The following is a 21,531-nucleotide window of genomic DNA, read 5'->3' as shown; positions in this document are numbered from 1 at the left end:
CGGGGAACAAGAAGGCAACGACCGCAGGGCACGGGCCATGTGGATAGGCGCCCAGGGAGGGTTCTATGCGCCGCCCATATCTGCGCTTCATCAGGGTCCCGTGGCGATTGCTAGGATTCCCAGCGGTTCGCCGGCCTCCATCATGGGCGTCGGATGAAGGCCTTGATTTCGGGCGACACCCATAGAGGCGTAATGCTCGGGATGCACAAACGCCACGAAGCTGCTCACGCCTTTGGATCGCAACCAACCGGTCATCTCCTTGGTGGCTTCGGACGCCATCCCCTGGCCCTGATGGATTGGTGAAATAACCCAGGCGATGTCGGCAACAAGTTCCGACCCGTTCTGCTCGACTGTGAGCCCCGGCTCAGCTGTAGTCGTGGCGGAGGACGGCGCCCAGTTCCGCATTGCGGGTGGCGACCCGGCTGGCCTTGCCGACCGTGTGGTGCCGGGCGAACCGAAGAGGCCGCTCCCATCAGTTCTGCACCCTGACCTGCAGCGACGTAATCGCAAACCGGTCCTGGGCGTTACTATCAGCATGGGCCCGGATGACCGGCCCGAAGCCTTTTGGGGGAACAATTGAAAAACAAGACCATCCGTCTCGGCGCCGCCGGGGCACTCGCCGCTCTGTCGCTGGTCGGTCTCGCGCTTCCGGCGCAGGCTGTAACGACGGATCCCTGCGGCCCGCCCGTTGATTCCGTCATATTCTGCACGGCCGACAACGGATCGGTCTATCCCGTGCTGGTCGACAGCGCCGCCGTGACGGGGCCGCGGCCCGGCATCAGTGGTGCCATCCAGGTCGGCAGCACCCTGACCGTTATTGACGGCACCTGGGGTCCCCGGGACGCCACCTGGGGTCCCGGGGACACCACGCTGACACCATCAATGGCTGCGCAACGATGAGCCCGTCCCGGGCGCCACCGGCCTCACCTACCTGCTGACCGAGGCGGACCTCGGTAAGAGCATCCGGGTCAAGACGACGGTGAGGGCCCCGGGCTATGCAACGACGAAGGGGCAGTCCCGCATAACCGCCCTTGTCACGAACGCCGGCGGCGCCGTCCCCTCTTTCCTTCCCGGGTACGTGAGCTTCGTATCCGCGAGCATCAACCTGCATAGGCCCAGCCGCCTCGTGATCGCTACGCCGGGGAATTTTCGGGGCGCTACGGGCATGTATTTCCAGTACCAATGGCTTCGCGACGGCGCGCCCATCGCGGGTGCCACCGGGAAAATGTTCGACACGACGGGCTGGGGTTCGAAGGGGCTGCTCAGTGTCAGGGTCACAGGCCACGCTGCCGGATTCAGCCCGGTCACTGCGACCTCTACACAGCGCGACGTTTCCTCTTACAACCAAACGCCCGGCGCCGTGGTAACCGGCGGCACCGGTCTGGGGGACGTCCTCACCGGCGTTGATGATGTTCCCTGGGCTTTTAACGACCAGGAGCACGAGTACCGGTGGCTGCGTGACGGCATTGTCATTCCCGGAGCCACCGGGCTGACCTACACGATCACTGCCGAGGATCAGGGGCACACACTGGTCCTTGAGTCCGGTGTTTCGGGGTTCTTCTCCGGTCACGCCTGCTCCAACCGGGTAGCTGTGCCGGCGGCCGCGGACGTCGAGCTGAAGCAGTTGACGAATATCACCAAGCCGGTCGTGACGGGGACCTTCGTGATTGGCTCTGCGATGAAGGTGACGTCCGGCACCTGGTCTGAACCGGTCGAGAAGCTGACGTTCACCTACGACTGGCTGTCCAAAGACGGGGTGTGGGGCAGCGGCCGGACCTTCACGCCCCGCCCCGCGGCCTACGTCGGCCCGACCTACGTCGGTGAGACCGCCACGGTCGTCGTGACCGCCTCGGCTCCGGGCTACGCCCCGGCCCGGGTGCGGGTCACGGCGCCCAAGCCCATCTACGGAAATTCCCCGACCCTGCTCGCATTGCCGACCGTTTACGGGACAGCGACTGTGAAGATGAAGCTAACCGCCAAGACCGGCTCCTGGTCCTATCGTGACCAGGAGGTGAAAAGGGCAGTCCAGTGGCTGCGCGACGACGTCCCGATTCCCGGGGCCACCGGCTTGGAGTACACCCTCGTGGGCGCCGACGTCGGCAAGAAAATCTCGATGAAAGTCACCCCCTCGCTGGACGGCAGGATCCTGAAGGCCCAGAAGAGCTCGCCTACGGCGAGGGTGGCGGGTCTGCCCTTGATTTCGGCCACGCCGACGATAGCCGGCACCGTACTGGCCGGGAAATTCCTGACCGTGAAGCGGGGCACCTGGACTTGGGGTACTGCCTTCACGTACCGCTGGCTGCGCAACGGCGTCCCGATCTCAGGAGCCACGGAGCCGACCTACAAGGTCCGGACCGCCGACAAGGGCACCAAGCTCACCGTCCGCGTCACGGGCTCCCGGCTTGGCTACACGACCGTCACCACAACCAGCGCGGCGCGCATCGCACAGTGACCATCGCACGATGATACAGGCCGCTGACTAACGGCTTCCCCGGGTGCGCGGCATGACGTGGCCCGGGGACTTTGGCCGGTCCGTCCCGGCTGCCGCGCAGCCATGAAGAACATCATGAATCCGCTACGCAAGGCAGCGGCCCTGGCCCTCCTGCTGCCGGCCGCCGCCCTCATTGCCTTGACCGGCGCCGCTTCCGCCACCGCTGAGAATCTCACAGGCGACCTGGACACCGAGGGGCCGACCGACAGGGCCTACGAGGAGCCGGACATGGCTGCCGTCGCCCCGGCGGATCCGCCCCGTTGCCCCGAGGGCAACCGGGCGCGGGCCGCGTACAAGGCGACCAATTACGCCGAAGGGGACAACACCTGAAGTCACTTCGTGGCGAAAGCCATCAAAGCAGAGTCGGACCGCCGCGAAGCCGAACACAATGACGGGGTGATGTACCCGTCCTGGGCCGAGAGCATTCCCGGGGGTCGACGGCTCAAGGACAACTGAAGTAGCACGGCGATGCCAGGCTCGAGTTAAGCGCGTTCACGACTTGCCTGGGCGTTAGCGCCTGAGCTGCGCTGTAGAGGGCAGGGGATCGTAGATCAATGATGGACACGGCGTCGTTGACGACTGGTACTCTCAGGAGTTCCCGAACGGCTAAGATTCCGAGCAACTGGCCAGGCCGCTTCCGCCTGGGTCACGCGCTCAGGATTCGGTCGACGGACAAACGGCACACTTGGTTCATGCTGCCTAGTTGACGACCTTGAAGTCTTCGAACTCGTCGAGAACGGTGATCGTGACCTGAACATTCAGGGGAGTGTCGTAGTCGACATGGAGGTGAAACTCGACGCCGCCACCGCCGCCCTCGTCGTCATGGGGTCCGATGTTCGTGACATAAACATTAGCCTCACCCAGGTGGGGCCGGCCGATGACGTCCTCCGGATTTGGTGGACTTACTGGCATCCATTCGGCTGCGGTAATGATGACTGACGATCTCCGGTTGATGGAGTCCCAGTTGTAGTTTTGCCGTGACCGGCCCTTCATATTGCGGTAGATAAGGCGGATCGAATGCGACATGGCCTGCCCCCTGGCTTGCGTTGAGAGTGATCAGCTGGCGACCCCCTGCTCCCAGATGATCCTCACGAGCCGACCCGCCGTCAAGGAGTCACGACGGGAAATGGCTTACTTGAAGAAGGAGACGGTGGGCATTGCCCTGGAGACCGGCTTCCTGACCGGCGACCTGAAGTACGACTGGCACAACTAGGGCGCGACATTGCATCTCCTGCTGCCTACTGGAGGGTCAGGGATGCCGGGAGGACAACATCCATCCAGTCCATGTCACTGAATGGTGACAGGTGCACACGGGCTCGTGCGGGCCTGACTCTGGAGGGCGCTCAAGCGAGGCAGTGCGTAAGGGGGCGAGATAGCCGAACGAGGAGGCAAAAGTAGAAGTGTTGACAGTGTCAACACTTTGGGCGCCGGATTGGGTCGTACATCGGCCGGACCGGCTCGGATTGCCTATGTTTTCTGGAGTTCTTTGTGTTTTCGAGGCCTGGAATGCAGTTCGAGTCCCACCTCGGGCACGTGTTTTCCCTGTTCAGGGGCTTGTGAGCCACTGACTGTGTGTACAAATCTCCTTTATGGGCCCCTAGGGGCCCATTTTTTAGTGGCCGTTGCGGTCTGGCGGCTCCTTCTCTTGACTGGGACAGCGGTGTAGCTGCTTACTTCTTCATGGCCGGGAGCGCTTGGAACTGCCTGACTTTCGTTCAGTCCGGGCCGTGCCCTCTCCTGCCGGTAACGCTCTGGTCGACGGGCCTACCAGGTCGGAATCACCGGTCCCGTCTCGTTCGACGACGATTTCTGAACCCCAGACAGGGCGCCCCGGTTCTGGCCGCGTCGCGGGGTCAGGCTACGCGACCGGAGCTTTGGCAGCTCTGGTGCGTGTCAGTTCCCGCTCCCGGTCCGCGCGGCTGACGTCCCCGGGTGGTACTGGAGGAAGTCGGCGTTGGGCAGCCAGTCGGCCTCGTCGTAGAGGCTGATTAGCCGATGCGGAAGCTTCTCCAGAACACGGTCGGTGCGGACCTGCTCCAGAGCGTCCACCAGGTAGTACGTGCTGGCCGGATGACCTTTGGCCGACGCGGCGGACCCGAGCTCCTGCACCACTGGGCGGGTCACGACCGCGTCCTGGTAATCGCCGAGCAGGTCCTGGAGCTTCTTGGCCTGCCGGCCCAGCCGCCGGGCGGGTTTGCCAACTACGGGGGCGGCGACGTCGATCAAGTAGCGGAGTTGCTTGTCGGCCTTGCGGGCGTCGTGCAGCGCCTCATCCAGCTCCGTCCCCGCCGGAAGCGCCTGGGCGGCCACGAGGTGACGGTCGAGCGTGCGCAGCGCCTTGGCGATGCTCTTTGGCAGCTCCTCCGCCGCGGGCCGCACCGCGCGCTCGGTGAAGGGCGGGTCGGCCGGCGGCCAATCCAGCACCTGACGGAGCGCGGCGTAGCGATCGCTGTCAAGCGTGGCATAGGTGGTCTGGCTGCTACTGACGGCGAGCTGGTCCAGCTGGGTCCTGGCGTCGTCGACCACCGGGCCTACGATCAACTCCGACGGCAGGGCATCGTGCTGTCGTTTCAGCTCGATGAGCGTCCTCTGGGTGTCGTTCTCCTCACCAAGCTGGCGGCCCAGCCAGGCCAGCTCGGCGCAGACCGGTCGAGTGACCTGCCGATCGAGGATGCGGGAGAAGCCGCGAAGTGTGGAACGTAGCTGGCGGATGGTGACCCGCATCTTGGTGACCCCCTTCGGGTCGCCGTCCCGCACCTTGCGCTCGGCCTCCCGAAGCGCCTTGGTTTGGGTGAGGAGGGCCTGCAGCACCACCTCGCCGGCCGTGGGCGGGGCCGCGGTCGCCGTCTGGTTCTTCGACGACTTGGTGCAGCGGCTGGACGTCTCTCGGGTGTTCGTCGCGGTGATGGACATTAGAAGGCTCCGATGGTGGTTAGGCGGGTGCGGTCGGCGGAAGAGTCTGCCGGAACGATCTCGGGCAGCTCGGTGTCAAGGACGCCACCCTGGCGCAGGTAGACGGTGCGGGTGGCCAGCGCAGTGACCGCGGGCCGATGCGTCGTTGCGATGATCGTGCGACCTTCGACGAGCCGGCCCAGCGCCTGGACAACGAGTTCCTCGGCGTGAACGTCCAGTCCGGCGGTGGGTTCGTCGAGGAGCACGACGGGGGCGTCGACGAGCAGTGCGCGGGCGATGCCGACGCGTTGGCGCTGCCCGCCGGACAGCCCGGTCCCGCCGGTACCGACTGGCGTGTCGAGCCCGTCGGGGAGGTCATCGGCGAACTCGCTGACCAGGGCAGCCTCGGCGGCGGCAGCCACCTCGGCGTCCGTGGCGTCTGGGCGGCCGTAACGGATGTTGTCGACCAGTGTGCCGGAGAACAGGAAGGTGTCCTGCAGAACCATGGCCACCTGCTGGTGCAGCCAGTGCTCCGGGACGTCGGGGACCGAGAGCCCGTCGAGCAGGACCTGGCCGGTGGTGGGACGGTAGAGGCCGCCGATCACGGACAGGAGGGTCGACTTGCCGGCGCCGTTGTCACCGACCAAGGCGATCCGCTCGCCAGGGGTGACCGTCAGGTCGACGTCGGTGAAGACCGGGCCGCGACCGGTGCCGTAGTCCAACATGACCTTGCGCAGCTCAATGCGGCCGTCAACGCGGGCCGGCAGCGGCTCCCCGGTGCCCTGGTGGTCGGTGGGCTGGTCGAGGATGTCGGCGATCCGTTGGGCGGAGGCGGCGCCCTGGGTGAAGCTAGGTGCAAGCTTGGCCAGGGACTTCATCGGCGAGAGCATGGTCTTGAGGTAGCTGGTGACGACCACCAGCACCCCGACCTGCCACCAGCCGTTCAGCGCTCCGTATCCGCCGACGAACAACACCAGCGCGGTGCCCACGGCGGCGACCAGCTGCAGGGTGGGGGAGAACTTGGCGCTGACCTTGACCGAGCGCAGCGACAGGCTGAGCACGTTGTCATTCTGCGTGGCGAACCGCTGGTCCTGCACCCGCTGGCTGCCGAACGCGTGCACGGTGCGGATGCCCATCAGGGACTCAGTGACGAGTCCGGTCAGGTATCCGGTGGCGGCGCGCTTGCGACGGGCGTACTGCCGGGTCAGGCCGGCGAAGTGGTTGGCGGTCAGGAATACCAGCGGGGCGACGACGAGCCCGATCAGCCCGAGGCGCCAGTCCACAGTGACCATCACGGCGGCGGTACCGGCCAGGGTGAGCACGGACGGGACGAGGTCGGTGCCCACATCCCGCAGGGTCGATTCCACCGTTGACGTGTCGGAGACAACCCTGCTGGTCAGCTCGCCGACGTTCTGCCGGTCGTGGAAGGCCATGGGCAGCCGCTGGGTGTAGGCGAACACATCCGCGCGGATGCGCGAGGTGATCCGCTGGCCGGACCCGTTCATGTACATGTCGCCCAGGTAGGAGAACATCCCAGCGGCAGCGGTGATCACCACCACGGCGCTCGCCGCGACCAGGAGCATCGCCATCGACGAACCGCCGAACCACCCGGCGACGGCGTGCAGGATCCCGCTCTTGCCTTGGCCCTGGCCGTTGCCTTGTCCCTTGTCCTGGAGTAGGTCGTTGATGACCAGCGCCAGCGGCCAGGGGGCGGCAAGATTGGCGGCCATTTGCCCACCATTCATGAGTACACCCAGGACCAGCGACTTCCGCTCGGGCCGGCCGTAGTCCTTGAAGCGCCACAGCTCGCGCAGAGTGCTGAGGTCCAAGCGCGAACGTCGACCGGCGCCGTGTCTTTGGGGTTTGACTGGGTCGATGTCAGCCGGGCTGGCTGGCAGGTTGTCCGTGGAGTGCACGGTCATGGGTTGCTCCTCTGTTCAGGGGGTGTGGGCAACGACGATGCGGGATGCACCGCAGAAACATACGCCGTATGGAAGTTAAACCATACAACGTATGGAAGGTCGTCCGCAATACCGACCGCGTGTGGTCGAAGCAATTTTTGGAAGTCTCGCGAGGGAGGACAGCCGTTGCCTGGTCGGGGCTCCGGTGCCACAGTGAACCATGGCCACAGAGGAAGATGTCCGGCAGATCTGCCGTGGACTGCCGGGGGTCAGCGAGCGGCCCAGTTGGGGCCAGCCGGCATGGTTCGGGAAAACCCTGATGGCACGCATCTGGGAAGATGGCGTCCTCACCGTGAAAACCGAGGAACGGGAAGCACTCGTAGGGACCAGCCCCGACACCTACTTCTGGACGCCCCACCACGAACGGTCCCCGAAACTGGTGCTGGTCCGCTTGGAAAGGATCGACGTCGAGGAACTGGACGAGCTGCTGCAGGAGTCGTATCGCTTGGCCGGCGGGGGAGCCGCCAGGTAAGCGCCGTGCCGTCGGTGCCGGGCATTTCCAGGTCAAGTCCCGCCTTCAAGGCGGCTATGCGGTTGCTGACGGCGCACCAGTCCGAGATGACGGCTCCGCGCAAGCGCGATTCTTTTTGCAGGATGCCTGTGAGGAGCCACCGGTTTAAGGCGAGAGGCACGTCCTGCGGCAAAGCACGTGCTCCCCGAGGGGACCTATTCACGGCAAAAGGCAGGGTTTCCTCCTTCGCTGAGTCGAAGGAGGAAACCCTGCCTGTTGTGGCATGCGGTCTGTTAGATGGTTCGTACGGCGATGTCGGCGGAGAGGCGGGGCAGGCGTGGGAACCAGGCGTCCTCGCCTGGTTTCCCGACGTTGACCACCATGAACGCCCGGTGTGTCGTGCCGGCGTTGAAGTCAGCGTCGACGCCGGCGGCGTCGAATCCACCCATGGGGCCTGCATGGAGTCCGACTGCGCGTACCGCCATGATGAAAATCCCGGATTGGAGCCAGACGTTGTTCTTGCCGATTTCGGCGCGTGTGATTCTGTCGCCGTCGAACATTGCTTTGCGTTCGGGTGAGGGTGGGAAGAACGTCGGGAAATGTTCGTGCCAGTCGCTGTCATAGGACAGCACCGCGACTGCCGGGGCGGTGCGGGTCTTCTCCTGGTTGCCTTCGGCCAGATGTGAGGTGAGGCGTTCGCGGGCTTCGGGTGACTGGACCCAGGTGATGCGCAGCGGCTGGTTGTTCATCATCGTGGGGCTCATCTTCGTCAACTCGTAGATCGCGGCCAACGTGTCGGCTGAGACCGGTGTGGAGGCGAAGCTATTGGCGGTTCGCGCTTCGAGGAACAGCCCTTGGGTGCTGTCGGAGTCGATGGCGAGAATGTCGTCGATCCTGGCTTGAGTTGTCGTGGGGCTCATGGTGTTCCTTTAGTTTTCGGGTATGGGAGGCGGTTGAGTTGAACGACGGCAGGCGGGTCAGGCTTCCGGCGACGGTGTCGGAGGTGAACATAACGACGCGATCAGGGCGGATGACCGCTGCAGCGATCCGATGCCGGACGAGCCACTGGTGGAGCTCAGACCCGGGCTCGGGGGCGATCGGCGCCGCGCCCATGTGCAGGATCTGTTCGTGCTCCTCGGGAGTGATCGCGAGAGCTAGCAGCGCGAATCCGTCTCTGGCGACGTCATCGAATCGCCTGGCGTCCGGGGTGACGGAGGTGCGGGAGTTGGGGCAGAGACGTCCGACGGCGGAGGTGCGGACGAGCGCCGAGCGCCGAGAGCCGAGGGGTGTGGCTGTCCCTGACTGTGCGGGAAGGCCTGCCACGAGGTGCAGGCCCGGTGCGAGGAACCTCCGCAGGGCCATACCGACGCGACCACCCGCGGTCATGGTGAGGCCGAACAGTTTTGCGACGGTGATGGTTCTTCTCGCGTGCCGCTTGCGCTCGGTCTGGTAGCTGGCCAGCGTGGTTGCGGGGAGGTCGCCGGCAAGCACACCGGCGAGCTTCCAGGCCAGGTTCATCGCGTCTCGGAGTCCCGCCCCCATGCCCTGACCTATAAAGGGAGGGCTCAGGTGAGCGGCGTCGCCGAGGAGAAAGACCCGGCGGTCGCGCCATTTGTTGGCGACTTGGGCGCGGAAGGTGTAGTCGGCGACCCGGATCACGCGCAGATCGTCCAACGGGACGTCGCCGGTCCACGGCTTGATCAGCGGATGGAGGGCATCTATCGTCGCAAAGTCGGCGGCGGTCTCGTCGGGCAGCAGTCGAAACTCCCAGCGGTAGCGGACCTCTCCGACGCGCATGTAGGTACCGGCGCGGTGGGAGTCGCACAGTTGGTGGATGCCTTCCCACTGGTTCAGTTGCGCCGAAGTGTCGACGTCGACAACCAGCCAGCGCTGTTCGAAGCCCAGGTCCTCCATCTCCGCGCCGATGGCCCCCCTCACCATGCTGTTGGCGCCGTCGCAGCCGAGGACGTGGCTGGCATGGACCGACTCGCGTGCCCCCGTGGCACGATCCGTGAAGTCCACCTGGACTGCCGCGTTGCCTTGGGTCACACGGAGAACCTCGATATTTCCGCGCAGGGTCACCGAAGGCATGTTCCGGAGGTTGTTGCGCATGAGCTGCTCGAGGTCCGGCTGGTCAAACATGTTCGCTAGGGGATAACCGTGGGCGCCGCCATCGGCCGGTCGCTGGAACTCCGCGAGCACCCGGTGGTCGGGGGCGAGCAAACGTAGCCCGTGTGCAGGGCGGCTGAGCCCAGCGAATTGCGTCCCCACGCCTAGACGGTTGAGGATGCGATAGACCTCGTCGTCGAGATGCACCGCCCGTGGTAGCGGGTAGACACCCTCCCAGCGGTCCAGGACGAGGCACTCGACGCCGTACTGGCCGAGTAGGGTGGCGACAGCCAGCCCGGACGGGCCAGCGCCGACCACGACCACCGGCGCCGTGCCGTCGTTGTGGGCGCTCATACTATTGCCGCCGTAACGAGAACAAGATAGCCGACGAGTCCAGCCATCATGACCACCGCCGGGGCGATCTCACGTGGACCGTCGCCCTTCCTGAGATGGGTAATGCAGGCTCCCGTCATTAGAAGCAGGAGACCGACGGCCGCGGCTAGGCCGATCCACGGCAAGACCAGCCCGAGCAGGAGGCCGAGGACGGCAAGAAGCTCCAAGGCGCCGATGCGCTTGTAGGCGTCGCTGGTGAAGCCCACAGCTGCGGCGCGGGCCGGCATCCCCGCTGCGCCGACCACTTTTGCCAGGCCGAGCATCGTGAAGCATCCAACCAGCGCTATCGTGAGGACGATGATCATCGTTCCGCCTTTCGTGCTGGCCTATGCGTGATCCGCCATCGGACGCCGTACTCGTCGAGGGCGCACTTGACGGCTGCATGCGACGCCTCGTCAGCACGCACGGTGACGACTATCGTGCCGTCCTCGATATCGGTCTCCACGGCGTGGACTGCGGCCATCTCCCGCAGGGCCGCGCTCAGCGCTACCCTGGTGGCGTCCGCCCGAAGCGCGAGCTTGTAGAGTTTGCCGACGGCAGTGACCGGAAGCTGGTCGACGATTGTGACCGATTTCGGCGAGGACGCCCGTTCCCCGACCCGGTCCTCCGCCCACCGGATCAGGTCCTCGGTCCTGGTGGTCGCACCCTCAGCCAACGTTACGTAGGCCACAGGTACCTCTCCCGCATACCGGTCGGGTCTGCCGACCGCCGCTGCTCCCGTTACGTCCGGGTGGGTGAGGAGGGCATCCTCGACGATTGCCGGGTCGATGTTGTGGCCGCCTCGGATGATCAGATCCTTGGCACGACCGGTGAGCTGGACGAATCCGTCCTCATCAACCTGCCCGAGGTCGCCGGTGTCGAGCCAGCCGTCCCGCACTTTGCCGAGGCCGTCGAGCAAGAGGCCGTCGGGGCCGTTACCGATGACATAGCCCGGAAAGACCGTCGGGCCCTTGATCACCAGCCGGCCTGTTACGCCTGGTCCGACATCATGCCAGTGTCCGGCGTCGTCGACGTGCACCGCCTTGATCTGTTGGTAGGGCAGTCGGCAGCCGAGCGAACTGTTAGTGGCGCCTGGGAAGCTCCGGACGCTTACGCACGTCGCTTCCGTCAGTCCGTACCCTTCGATCAGGGTGACGCCGGTGGCTGTCTCGAAGCAGGCACGCACGGCCGCGGGCAAGGGGCTGGCTCCGACCATGGCGTGGCGCAGGCTGCTGATGTCGGCGTTCACGGGAGACGCGGCGAGCGTGGCGTAGACGGTAGGGACGGCGCTCATGGCGGTAAGCCGGTGGTGCTCGACCAGCTTCCAGAAGACGCCGTAGAGGGCAGGGTCGCGGTAGCCCAGCGGTCCGGACCACACGACCGTCTGGCCCTTGAAAAGGGGAGCGAGGACGGTTACCACGAGGGCATTGACGTGGAACAGCGGCAGGGCGGCGAAGTACACGGCGTTCTCGTCGACGAGGTCGTTGGCTGCCAGCATCCAGGCGTCGGCGACCTCGTTGGCCTGGGTGTGTGCCGCCAGCTTGGGGGTGCCTGTCGTGCCGCCAGTGTGGAAGAGTGCCGCCAGATCGCCTGGTCCGGACCGATGGCCGTGGAACTGCTCGGACGACGCGTTTGCTGCCCGGCGTGCCAGGTAGTCCACGCTTGCGTATCCGACGGTCGAGGCCGGGCCGGCGGGTGCCTGCCCGGTCGGTGACATGAGAAGCACATGGTCCACCAGGCCCTTCTTCGCGAGGCTGAAAGCGGCCTCGGTGACGACGGGATCGAGATCGGGCCCGGCCGCCACCAGCACACGCGCCCCTGAGCGCTGAAGCAACTCGGCGATGTGGTCCTCGGACAAACCGGGGTTGATCGGGACGGCGATTCCGGCAGCCTGGGCGGCCAGGGTCGCGCAGATGAGCTCCTGGCAGTTGGGCGAGAGCAAGGCCACGGTGTCCTGGCGGCCGACCCCGATTTCTCTCAGCAGGTTCGCTATCCGGTTCACATTGGCGAGAAGCTCAGCGAACGTCAGCTTGACGGGTTCCTGCCAGCGCTCGGTGTTTGCAAGTACGGCCGCCGCCGTCCGGTCCGGCCAGAGCCGGGCGGCTCGACACAGCAACTCGTACGTCGACGCCGGAAGTCCGCGTTCGGAGAGGGGGGTCCTCTCGATGTCGACGACGTCATCTGGGCTCGAGTACCGCGGCCAGAGAGGCATGCCGTTCACCGGGCTTCCCTCACCGTCGTGCGCTGGCGCCCCAGGTCGATCTTCCCGTCGTCGGTGCTGATGGCGATCTCGATGACGTCACCGCTCTTGAGGTACTTCCGATTGCGGCCCTGGGCCTTGAAGAACAGGCGCCACTTAGTAGCCCGGGGGAGCAGATTGCTGATGATCTCGACTGGCTTCGGTGGTGCGCTCAGTGCGGTGCCGACAGGGGTGCCCGTCAGGAGCAGATCGCCGGGGGAGAGGTGCTGGAAGCGGGTGAGTGCCCGCAACGCCTCGACGGGCAGGTAGATCATGTCGGCCACCGTCATGTCCTGACGGATCTCGCCGTTTACCCACAGCCGTAACCGAAGCTCACCAAAGCGGTTCCAGTCCTCGGCGTCGAAGAGCACGAGCGTCGGTCCGGTGGGCGTAAAGCTCGGGTAGGACTTGGACTCGTAGAACTGGGTCTTTGGGAGTTGCAGGTCGCGGGCCGAGACGTCGTTGGTGATCACGAGCCCAGCGACGTAGTCGGCGATCGTCTCATCGGTGATGACCGAGCCGACCGGGGTCTCTTGGCCCAACACGAGGCCGATCTCAGCCTCGTAGTCGAGGAACCGCACGTGCGCGGGCCGGACGATGTCGTCATGGGGCCCGCTGATCGAGCCCGAGGACTTGCGGAAGAAGGTCAGTGGGATTTTCTTGGGATCCATGCCGGCGTCCTTCACGTGCGAGGCGAAGTTCGTCATCTGGGCCACCACGCGGCACGGCACTGTGATCGGCGAGATGAGGTCCAGGTTTTCCACCGGCACAGTTTCGCTGCCGCCGATCGCGGCTTGGATGGCCGCCCGATCGGCGATCAGCTCGCCCGTGGTAGTCGCAGGAGTGGCGATACGGGCGGCACCGGTGGGCGTGTGGACCCACCAATCGTCGGCGGTACGCAGGATGGAGACGGTCATGAGGAAACTACTTTCATCAGGCCGCGCAGGCGCGCGAAATCGAACTCGTTGTCGTCGCGGAGGGCGGTGACCATCGCGGCCAGCTCACGCAGCGACTCTCGGCCAGGGGAGATACCGAGGAAGTCCTTGCTCGCCGGAGGGCCCCACTGGGCGAGATTGGAGGCGGACATTTGTGCCCAACCGGGCTCGAGGGTGCAGTCGAACATGTCCCCATCGGTGAAGTGTTCGACCAGGAAGCCGTTGGGATCGCGCCAGTAGTCGAAGATTTGGCTGCCCTGGATATGGCGGCCGATCCCCCACGAACGGTGGTAGCCAAGGTCGTGCAGAAGTTCACCGCCGGCGGCGAGGGCATCGATATCAGCGACCTGATACGCCGAGTGCACGTAGCGATTCGTCGGGCCCAGCGTCATGGCGATGGTGTGATGATCGGTTGGTGTGGAACCCCGGTCGCAGCGGATGAAGCTCATTGTCGGACCGCGCTCGCGCTGGCCGGGGTAGTAGAGGAAGTCGCTGACGATCAGGCCGAGGTGCTCCAGGTACCAGTCGAGCGTTTCACGGTACTTGGTGCTCTGCAGCACGACGTGACCGAGGCGCTGAACCGTCGCGGGTTGAAGCAGTGGCCGCTGGGTCTGGTTGGTCCGCGTCAGCTCGTGGCCGACGTTGAACGTGAGGGGCGTCTGGGCCGGCAGCGAAGGAAGTTTGTGCGTGTCTGCGACGACGCGAATCGCGGCGCCGCTCGGATCCACGAGGTCGACTCCTATGCCCCCGATGGTCTCCGGTAGTTTTTTCGGGGTCTTGCCTGTCGCGTTAGCCAGGCGAAGGACGTCCGAGGCCTCGGCCGCGGTGAACGCAGCCCCCAGGTATTTCGATCTCGGTCCGCGCCGTACGATCACGCACGGCGCTCCGGTGTCGGTGCCCCGGAGGTGCAGCTCGTCAGTGGTGCGCAGGCTCGTGGCGAAGCCGAAGGCGTGCGCGAAGGTCTCTGCAGCTAGCAGGTCTGGCTTCTGGAACTCGAGCCAGGCGATGTCATGCACCTTGATGATCGGGTTCGCCGCCCGTCCGCGGTGCTCGCCTCGCAGCGCCCCTTGCTCGCTGTGCAGGTCAGTGTGCAGGTCGCCGTGGGTCCCAGGGTGGTCATGGTGGTCGTTCATGGATGGCCTCACTTTCTGAATATATATTCGGTTATGAAGATATCGTCAGTCAAGGGCAGTTGAAGATTTCTTCAGTCTTGATGGGGCGCTGGTAAGATTCCTATGACCGGATGACTTCAAGGAGCCAGCGATGACCCAAGCCCCACCCTCGTCCCCGGAACCAACCCGGTCGCATCGACGGAAGGCGCAGACTCGGGCCGCGTTGGTCCGCGCGGCACAGTCCTTCCTGGCTCAAGGACAGACCAACACGCCGGTGCTGGAGATCACTCAGGCCGCGGATGTTGGGATCGGCTCCTTCTATAACCACTTTGAGTCGAAAGACCAGCTGTTCGAGGCAGCGGTCGAGCACGTCATGGATCTCCTAGGCGCGGTCCTCGACGGGCTCACCACGGACGTCGACGACCCCGCCGTCGCGTTTGCGACCAGCTTCCGGTTGACCGGTCGCTTCCACCGCCGTGAACCTCAGCTCAGCAAAGTAATCCTGCACAGCGCCCTTGACCTCCTTGGCGCGCAGAAAGGACTGACGCCGCGTGTCCGGCGTGACATCGAGGTTGGCGTCGAATCCGGTCGGTTCACAATGACAGACGTCGACGTCGCCGTGGTGTGCGCCGTCGGGGCGGCAACCTTTCTCGGACAGCTCATCCATGCCGAACCGGACCGCGACGACGCCGAGACGACGGATCAGGCGACCGAGGCGATGCTGCGAATGCTGGGTGTGTCTGCCGACGAGGCGCGTGCAATATGTCGCAGTCCACTCCCCGAACTCCGTACTGCAGGGTTGCGCGGTGACGACGAGGTGACAGCGAACGGGGCTGTCCGCTGAATTGCCCGATCTAGGGATGCCGACCTAGATCACAAGGTTAATAGGTGCGCTGAACAAGGTTCGTTGGTGCGTCAGTGACGCTTGTGTGAGTCCGAAGACCCGGAATGAAACTGACAGTCCACGACAGGCCGGCGCCAGTGCTCCCTCAAGCACTGGCGCCCACTCGCTCCTACCGAGGTGGTCTTGATGAACTTCTGTTCAGGTGTCAGGGCACCAGGATGAAGCGGATCGGGTCGCCGATCTTGTTCGCCAGCCGATTCACCGCGTCAGCGGCTTCGGCGAGCGGGAAGTGGTCGGTGATCGAGGGCGCGAGGTCGAGACGGCCAACCTCGGCCAGCCGGACAAGTTCGCTGACGGACTCGGGCGTGCCGCCGTAGTGGCCGCGCACTTGCTTGCCGAGGTAGTTGAAGGTCAGGCCCTCGGTGATGGTGAGGGGCCTGGGGCTGATGCCGACGAGGATGAGGGCGCCGTTGAGGCCGAGTACGGAGGCGGCCTGCTCCCGGACGGCGGGCACGCCGGCGCAGTCGAAGGCGAAGTCCAGGCCTCGTCCGCCCGTTGCCGTGCGGATGTGGTCGGCGAAGTCGTCGGCGGCGGGGTCCAACGCGAAGTCCGCACCGAAGGCCAGCGCACGTTCGCGGGCGCTGGGCAGCGGGTCGACGGCGATGACCGGCGCGGCGCCGGCCATGCGGGCGACGCGGACGTTGTGGGCGCCGACTCCGCCGACGCCCCAGATGCCGACGGACTGTGCGGGGCGCACCCCTGCGGTGGCAACGACGGCGGCGTAGGGGGTGGAAACCGCGTCGGGGATGATCGCTGCCTGGTCGAAGGGGAGGTTGTCGGGGATGGGGATGAGCGTGTCCTCGCGGGCGAGGGTGTACTGGGCCCAGCCGCCGTCGTAGTCGATGCCGGCGGTGAGCATCTGGGTACAGGGGCGGCGGCGTACGCAGCCGGCGCACTGGCCGCAGGTCTTGCCGGCCTCTAGGGTAACGCGGGTGCCGACGGTCAGGCCGCGCTTGAGGTCCGGGCCGAGGGTGTGGATCACACCGGCGACCTCGTGGCCGACGGTGACCGCGTCGGAGGTGGCGAACAGCGGGACGAGTGAACCGTCGAGCAGGTGGACGTCCGATAGGCAGACGCCTGCGGCCTTCACCTCAATCAGGATTTCACCCGGACCGGGAACGGGGATGGGGACCTCCTCCACGGCGAACTTCTTGCTGTTCAAGTGGAAGCGTGCGGCGAGCATGGTATTCATGGGGATCTGCTTTCTCTAAGCGGCATTTCCTGGCGGTTCGGGCCAATGGCTGCCGTGTGGTTGTGGTGTTTCGCAAGCGGGTGGTGCCGGAGGGCGCGGTGTCGGGTCGGCCGCACTCCCGGCGTGTGGGGGTTCAGTCGAATGTGTGGGCACCGCCGCGAGTTCAGTCAGTTGCGGTCTCGCAGTACCAGCCGGCCCATGGGGTATGGGTCAGCTCGCACGTCCGGTGCTCAAGGTGAGCAGGCGGAAGTTGCGGTGGCGGTAATGTCGTTGCATCGGTTTTGCCGGTGGCTGTCAGGATGCCGCCTTGAGAGGCGGCCGCGGCCTGGGTTTCCGTCGCCATGGTGACTCCTTTGTTGGTTTGCTGGGTGGTGGCCGGGAGGGTGCGGGGTTGTTGGGACCGCCGCACCCTCCGGCGTCTGGCGGATCAGGCGAAGACGTCCTGCTGGTAGCGCGCATCGGCCTCGAGCTGGGCGAGCCAATGCTGGGCGGCCTCGTCGTCGCTGTCGGTCCGCTCGCGGTAGATCGCTGCGAGGGCCTCGCGGACGGCGGGCGCCATGCGGCGGCCGTCGCCGCAGACGTAGATGTGCGCGCCGTCTTCGATGGCTTGCCACACTGTGTCGGCGGCGTTGGCGATGGCGTTCTGGACGAACCGGGCCGGGTGGCCTGTCACCGCGGAGTAGGCGGTGTGCACTTGGGCGATCCCGGCCTGCTCCCAGTCCTGCATCTCCTGCCGGTAGAAGTAGTCGTGTTCCGGGTGGCGGCAGCCGACGAAGACCTGCGACAGACCCACCTCGGTGCCGTTCTCGTGCTGCGCCGCGCGTTCCTCCAGGAAGCCGCGCAGTGGCGCGATGCCGGTGCCGGGACCGATGAGGATCAGCGGCGTGGCGGGGTCGGCCGGCGGGGCGAAGGTCGGGGAGGGCACGCGCACGTAGCCGTAGAAGACGTCCCCGGGCTCAAGGCCGCCGATGTAGGACGAGCAGGTGCCCCGGTACTGGCCGTCACCGGACAGGGCCGGGCCTTCCAGCAGGCCCACGGTCAGGCGCACGTGGCGGGGGTTGGCCAGCGGGGCGGAGGAGATGGAGTAGAACCGCGGGCGGATCGGGCCCATCATGTCCAGGAAGACCGCCAGCGGCAGCTCGACCGCCCGGAAGCGCTCCAGCAGGCCCAGTACGGAGACCCGCTTGCCCAGGATCTCAGTCTGATAGCGCTCCTCGGCTTCGGCGGTATCGGCCGTGTAGGCCTGCAGCTGCGGTCGGGTCCACGGGCACTCCGTGTGCTCAGCAAGCGTCTGCATCTGAGAGCGGGTGGCCACGTCCTGCAGCTCCAGGAAATCGGTGAGCAGCAGTCCTGCCGTCACAGGGGTGCCCACAGGGAGGTGGGTGCGGCCGCCGGCGGGCAGCTCCAGGCGCAGGACCTGATCGCGGTCGACGCCGAGCGCCGCGAGGGCGCGGTTCACCAGGGCCGGTTCGTTCTTGGCGAAGACGGCCAGGTGGTTGCCGGTCTCGTAGGTGACACCCTCTGGCAGGCCGATGGTGATGGACTTCGCCGACGGGCGCGGTGGCTCGAGGTTGAAGTCCCACAGGCCGGTGGCGTCGGCCACGAGTTCCTCGTTGGCCACCACCGGGAGGGCGTAGGCCTGCTCGGAGACGATCGCGGGGCGCACGTCCGCCTCGGTGAGCAACTGCACCTGGAAGCGCGGGCTGCTCGCCTCGGAGGTGTCGGCGGCGTACTCCTCTGCCAGCGTGGCCCACAGGGTTTCCATCCAGCGGGTGGCCATGCCGTCGAAGTCACCGGCGGCATCCGCGGCGCCGCGCTCGATGACGGGGGTGGCGCCGGCGGCCAGCAGGCCTCCTTCGATCCGCTTGGGGAAGCCCTGGTATGTGGCCACCCACTGGGTGTTGCCGGCCCCCAGCAGCGCGAACCGCACGTCCGACAGCGAACCCTCCGGGAGTCCGGCGGCGAGAAGGTCGTCGAAACGCTGCGCGTTGTCCGGGGCCTTGCCGTTGTAGCTGGAGGCCACCACGACAAGCAGTCCCTCGGTGGGCAGGTTGTCGCCCAGCTCGTCCAGACCGACCAGCGTGGTGCCGAAGCCGGAGCGCTCACTGCGGTCGGCGATAGTGCGCGCCAGGTCCTCGCACGAGCCGAGGCTGGAGCCGTAGGCGACGGTCAGGTTCACCCCGACACCGCTGACCGCGGCCGGCGCCCGCGTGTCGCCGGTCTGCAGGTCTACTGCGCCGAACACGGTCCGCTCGTGCTCCTGACGGGACCGCACTTCCAGTTCGAAGCCCCCGGGCTTGCGCGTCAGCGCCTCCTTGACGTCCATCTTGTAGTCGTTGGTGTCGGCGAACTTAAACTTCTGCAGCGCCAGCGCCAGGGCCAGACGGGCCTCGGTGAGCGCAAACTGCCGGCCGATACACGCACGCACACCATTGCCGAACGGCTTGTAGGCGTGCGGGTGATGGTTGACCCGGTTCTGCGGCAGCCACCGGTTGATGTCGAACTCTTCCGGCCGGTCCCACGCCTTAGGGTGGGTGTGCAGCGGGCCCTCGAGGATGTTGACCCTCGCTCCCTTCTTCAGCTCGTAGCACCCGCCGATGACGGTGTCCTCCAGAGGGGACTTGCCGATCATGGGGATGGGAGCCCACAGGCGCAGGGTCTCTTCGAGGATGCGCGGGATCACGTCCATCTGCATGATCGTGTCGTAGTCCGGGACCGTGTCGCCCGGCAGCAGTCGGTCCACTTCGGCGTAGGCCTGGGCCAGCACGTGCGGGTTGCGCATCAGCGAGTACGTGGCGAACGCCAGCAGGCCGCTGGTGGTCTCGTGACCGGCGATCAGGAACGTCACCACCTGGTCACGGACGTTGTCATCTTCCAGCCCCTTGCCGGACTCCGGGTCGGTAGCCTCCAGCATCAGACCCAGCAGGTCATCCTCAGCAGTGCCCTTCCCCTCACGACGCTCCCTGATCACACTCTCGACCAGGTCCCGCATCTGCTGAATGTTCGCGCGGTACTTCTTGTCATCGGCCTTGCGCAATTTGGTCATCATCGGCAGCTCCTGCGTGCGCCGCAGCGACTCAACCAGCGACTCCAGCAGCGCATTGAGGAAGGGGTGCAGATCCTCCTTGGCGAAAGAGTCGAACCGGTAACCGAACCCAGACAGGGCGATGGTGTCCAGGGTCAGCCGGGTGTAGTCGTCGGTGATGTTGACCGGCTGGCCCTCCCTGCGTTCCCACTTGCCCACAAGATTCTGGGCTATCTCCAGCATCTGCCCGTAGTAGCCCTTCATTGCCCGCTGGCTGAAGGCCGGGAGAAGGACTCGGTGCGCCATGCCCCATTCCTCCTCGTGCTGGTGGGCCGTGAACAGGCCGGCGCCAGTGAAGTCCCGGACATGGGCCAGCGGTGTCTTGTCGATCTGCTTGAAGAACCGCGACTCGTCGCAAACCTCGGCCACCAGGTCCGGGTCCCAGACGAAGACCTGCTCGATGCCGGCGATCTCCATGCTGTAGAGCCCCTCGGGGAACTGCTTGGACAGTTCGCCGAAGTACTCCACCGGGTTGGTGCTGGGGATTTGCGGCGTGTGGCCGAAGAGCGGAACCCCGCGCGGAGACCTGATGGGTCGCGATTCGTTCTTGAACTGAGTGGTCATGAGTTTGTTCCTTTGTGCAGGGCGTGGATGGGCTGTTGCACCGGCGATGCGGAGATGCACCGGCGAAACATACGCTGTACGGAAATGTAACCATACAGCGTACGGAAGATCGATTGCAACCCTGAATGTCGGGTGGCTTCAATCCGCCGCAAAGCCGAAGTTATTTCCATACGCTGTACGAATTTGATAGTGTCCGAGTATGGAAAAGACGAAGAGTTCCCCGCGGGGGACCAGGAAGAGAGAGGTGCCTCTGACCGAGGCCGGGATCTACGCCGCAGCCCTGCGGCTCATCGACGCGGACGGAGTTGAGGCGCTCACGATGCGCAAACTTGCCACCGCGCTCGATGCGAACCCGATGTCGCTCTACTACCATGTGCCGAACAAGGACGCCGTGCTGCGTGGTGTGGCGAGAATGGTCGGCGCCCAGTTCCGCACCGTGACGCTGGAGGACGCTCCCTGGCAGGAGCGCATCCGCCTGCTCGCCACGGAATTCCGAACGCTGGCCCATAGGCACCCCCGGTTCATGGGCTACTCGTTCAGCCTCCAGTCGGACTTCATTCAGCCCGACGACCCGTTCTGGAGTGAGCTCACCGCGATCCTCGACGCCGCAGGGGTGCCGCACTCGGAGCTCTCTCATTTCACCGCTCTCGTGGGCTTCGCCATGAACGGTGTCCTCACCGCCGAACTCACTGGCGCGCTCTACCGGTGGTCGAGCCTTAACCCGCCCAGTGCCGGCGAAGACGGGCTCACCCCTCCAGACCGTGACGAGAACCGCGTCTTCCACCTGGCGCTGGACACGATCATCATGGGTCTGGAAGGCCAACTTGCCGCCTTTGTTGAGAGCCAGGGTGCCGGCCATTGATTGCGCGGTCCTGTAGCGTTCCGGCCTGAGGGCGCCCGTGGGTTGGCCGAGCCCAGGCGGCAACTCGTTAGGAATGGAAGGCTGCAGGGGGTCATGGCCTCGCGCGGACTCTTCAGCACCACGAAGATGATCCCGCTCCTGAACGAACATGTCGTCCACCTGTCGGCCATCCAGATCTACCGGCTGGCTGCGGAGAAGCCGAAGAGGCTAAGTCTGCGGGTGCTCGTGGCCTCGATGGACACCCTTGATTGCACCGCCGATTGCTTGATCGGGACGGTGGCCTGCCTTCGGCGAAGGACCCGCCCCGGGGCCAGGCGGAGGAGCTGCGGGATAGGGGGCACAAGGCCGGCATGGCTGGGGGA

Annotated in this window: 20 protein-coding genes; 7 read left to right on the top strand and 13 right to left on the bottom strand. The window is 65.7% G+C overall.

The window, feature by feature from the left end; translation table 11 throughout:
* Positions 1–90: 90 nt before the first annotated feature.
* Positions 91–405 (bottom strand): GNAT family N-acetyltransferase, encoded by a 315-nt coding sequence (locus AC1DDO_RS14020; RefSeq protein WP_476870127.1) that lies wholly within the window; start codon positions 403–405, stop codon positions 91–93.
* Between the two features lie 171 nt (positions 406–576).
* On the opposite strand from AC1DDO_RS14020, the gene AC1DDO_RS14015 reads away from it, so the two are divergent.
* The 3 genes from AC1DDO_RS14015 to AC1DDO_RS14005 all read left to right on the top strand — a co-directional run bounded on the left by AC1DDO_RS14015 (position 577) and on the right by AC1DDO_RS14005 (position 2,821).
* Positions 577–900 (top strand): hypothetical protein, encoded by a 324-nt coding sequence (locus tag AC1DDO_RS14015; RefSeq protein ID WP_476870126.1) that lies wholly within the window; start codon positions 577–579, stop codon positions 898–900.
* A gap of 265 nt (positions 901–1,165) precedes the next feature.
* Entirely contained in the window at positions 1,166–2,452 is a 1,287-nt protein-coding gene (locus AC1DDO_RS14010; protein WP_476972082.1) for a hypothetical protein, read from the top strand.
* 114 nt (positions 2,453–2,566) lie between these two features.
* Positions 2,567–2,821, top strand: coding sequence for a hypothetical protein (locus tag AC1DDO_RS14005; protein WP_476870069.1), 255 nt, complete (start codon positions 2,567–2,569; stop codon positions 2,819–2,821).
* Between the two features lie 369 nt (positions 2,822–3,190).
* On the opposite strand, the gene AC1DDO_RS14000 is transcribed toward AC1DDO_RS14005, so the two are convergent.
* On the bottom strand, positions 3,191–3,517 hold the full coding sequence (locus AC1DDO_RS14000; protein WP_476972081.1) for a hypothetical protein: 327 nt from the start codon (positions 3,515–3,517) through the stop codon (positions 3,191–3,193).
* A 55-nt stretch (positions 3,518–3,572) separates the two neighbouring features.
* Between AC1DDO_RS14000 and AC1DDO_RS13995 the strand changes: the two genes are divergently transcribed.
* Entirely contained in the window at positions 3,573–3,704 is a 132-nt protein-coding gene (locus tag AC1DDO_RS13995; protein ID WP_476972080.1) for a hypothetical protein, read from the top strand.
* A 680-nt stretch (positions 3,705–4,384) separates the two neighbouring features.
* Here the strand turns inward: AC1DDO_RS13995 and AC1DDO_RS13990 are convergent.
* Both AC1DDO_RS13990 and AC1DDO_RS13985 read right to left on the bottom strand, forming a co-directional pair.
* On the bottom strand, positions 4,385–5,404 hold the full coding sequence (locus tag AC1DDO_RS13990) for a CHAD domain-containing protein (RefSeq protein ID WP_476869183.1): 1,020 nt from the start codon (positions 5,402–5,404) through the stop codon (positions 4,385–4,387).
* The gene (locus AC1DDO_RS13985; protein WP_476869182.1) at positions 5,404–7,305 is read right to left on the bottom strand and encodes an ABC transporter ATP-binding protein; all 1,902 of its coding nucleotides are present in this window, start codon (positions 7,303–7,305) and stop codon (positions 5,404–5,406) included. Before AC1DDO_RS13985 ends, AC1DDO_RS13990 begins: the two co-directional genes overlap by 1 nt.
* Positions 7,306–7,504: 199 nt before the next feature.
* Between AC1DDO_RS13985 and AC1DDO_RS13980 the strand changes: the two genes are divergently transcribed.
* Entirely contained in the window at positions 7,505–7,816 is a 312-nt protein-coding gene (locus tag AC1DDO_RS13980) for an MmcQ/YjbR family DNA-binding protein (protein WP_476869181.1), read from the top strand.
* Between the two features lie 272 nt (positions 7,817–8,088).
* Here AC1DDO_RS13980 and AC1DDO_RS13975 read toward each other — a convergent pair whose 3' ends face one another.
* The 6 genes from AC1DDO_RS13975 to AC1DDO_RS13950 are packed head-to-tail and all read right to left on the bottom strand — an operon-like array spanning position 8,089 to position 14,583.
* The gene (locus AC1DDO_RS13975) at positions 8,089–8,715 is read right to left on the bottom strand and encodes a malonic semialdehyde reductase (protein ID WP_476972079.1); all 627 of its coding nucleotides are present in this window, start codon (positions 8,713–8,715) and stop codon (positions 8,089–8,091) included.
* The gene (mhpA, locus tag AC1DDO_RS13970) at positions 8,618–10,258 is read right to left on the bottom strand and encodes a bifunctional 3-(3-hydroxy-phenyl)propionate/3-hydroxycinnamic acid hydroxylase MhpA (RefSeq protein WP_476972078.1); all 1,641 of its coding nucleotides are present in this window, start codon (positions 10,256–10,258) and stop codon (positions 8,618–8,620) included. Before mhpA ends, AC1DDO_RS13975 begins: the two co-directional genes overlap by 98 nt.
* Entirely contained in the window at positions 10,255–10,602 is a 348-nt protein-coding gene (locus AC1DDO_RS13965) for a DoxX family protein (protein WP_476869178.1), read from the bottom strand. Before AC1DDO_RS13965 ends, mhpA begins: the two co-directional genes overlap by 4 nt.
* A complete protein-coding gene (locus AC1DDO_RS13960; protein WP_476869204.1) occupies positions 10,599–12,488 on the bottom strand; it encodes an acyl-CoA synthetase in 1,890 nt (629 codons plus the stop codon). Before AC1DDO_RS13960 ends, AC1DDO_RS13965 begins: the two co-directional genes overlap by 4 nt.
* Before the next feature lie 5 nt (positions 12,489–12,493).
* On the bottom strand, positions 12,494–13,432 hold the full coding sequence (locus tag AC1DDO_RS13955) for a fumarylacetoacetate hydrolase family protein (RefSeq protein WP_476869177.1): 939 nt from the start codon (positions 13,430–13,432) through the stop codon (positions 12,494–12,496).
* Positions 13,429–14,583, bottom strand: coding sequence for a VOC family protein (locus AC1DDO_RS13950; protein ID WP_476869176.1), 1,155 nt, complete (start codon positions 14,581–14,583; stop codon positions 13,429–13,431). The genes AC1DDO_RS13955 and AC1DDO_RS13950 overlap by 4 nt, the downstream gene beginning before the upstream one ends.
* A 130-nt stretch (positions 14,584–14,713) precedes the next feature.
* Between AC1DDO_RS13950 and AC1DDO_RS13945 the strand changes: the two genes are divergently transcribed.
* On the top strand, positions 14,714–15,406 hold the full coding sequence (locus AC1DDO_RS13945; RefSeq protein ID WP_476972077.1) for a TetR/AcrR family transcriptional regulator: 693 nt from the start codon (positions 14,714–14,716) through the stop codon (positions 15,404–15,406).
* Positions 15,407–15,611: 205 nt separating this feature from the next.
* Here the strand turns inward: AC1DDO_RS13945 and AC1DDO_RS13940 are convergent, their stop codons facing one another.
* The 3 genes from AC1DDO_RS13940 to AC1DDO_RS13930 all read right to left on the bottom strand — a co-directional run bounded on the left by AC1DDO_RS13940 (position 15,612) and on the right by AC1DDO_RS13930 (position 20,307).
* Entirely contained in the window at positions 15,612–16,658 is a 1,047-nt protein-coding gene (locus AC1DDO_RS13940; RefSeq protein WP_476869174.1) for a zinc-binding dehydrogenase, read from the bottom strand.
* Between the two features lie 163 nt (positions 16,659–16,821).
* Positions 16,822–17,001, bottom strand: coding sequence for a hypothetical protein (locus tag AC1DDO_RS13935; RefSeq protein WP_476869173.1), 180 nt, complete (start codon positions 16,999–17,001; stop codon positions 16,822–16,824).
* 84 nt (positions 17,002–17,085) lie between these two features.
* Positions 17,086–20,307, bottom strand: a complete 3,222-nt coding sequence (locus AC1DDO_RS13930) for a bifunctional cytochrome P450/NADPH--P450 reductase (protein ID WP_476869172.1) — start codon at positions 20,305–20,307, stop codon at positions 17,086–17,088.
* Positions 20,308–20,551: 244 nt separating this feature from the next.
* Between AC1DDO_RS13930 and AC1DDO_RS13925 the strand changes: the two genes are divergently transcribed.
* Entirely contained in the window at positions 20,552–21,169 is a 618-nt protein-coding gene (locus AC1DDO_RS13925; protein ID WP_476869171.1) for a TetR/AcrR family transcriptional regulator, read from the top strand.
* Positions 21,170–21,531: the final 362 nt, after the last annotated feature.

The organism is Arthrobacter sp. 10N43 (genome assembly GCF_056394525.1).
Note: the sequence above shows the minus strand (reverse complement) of the source record. Positions and strands in the feature narration are given on the sequence as shown.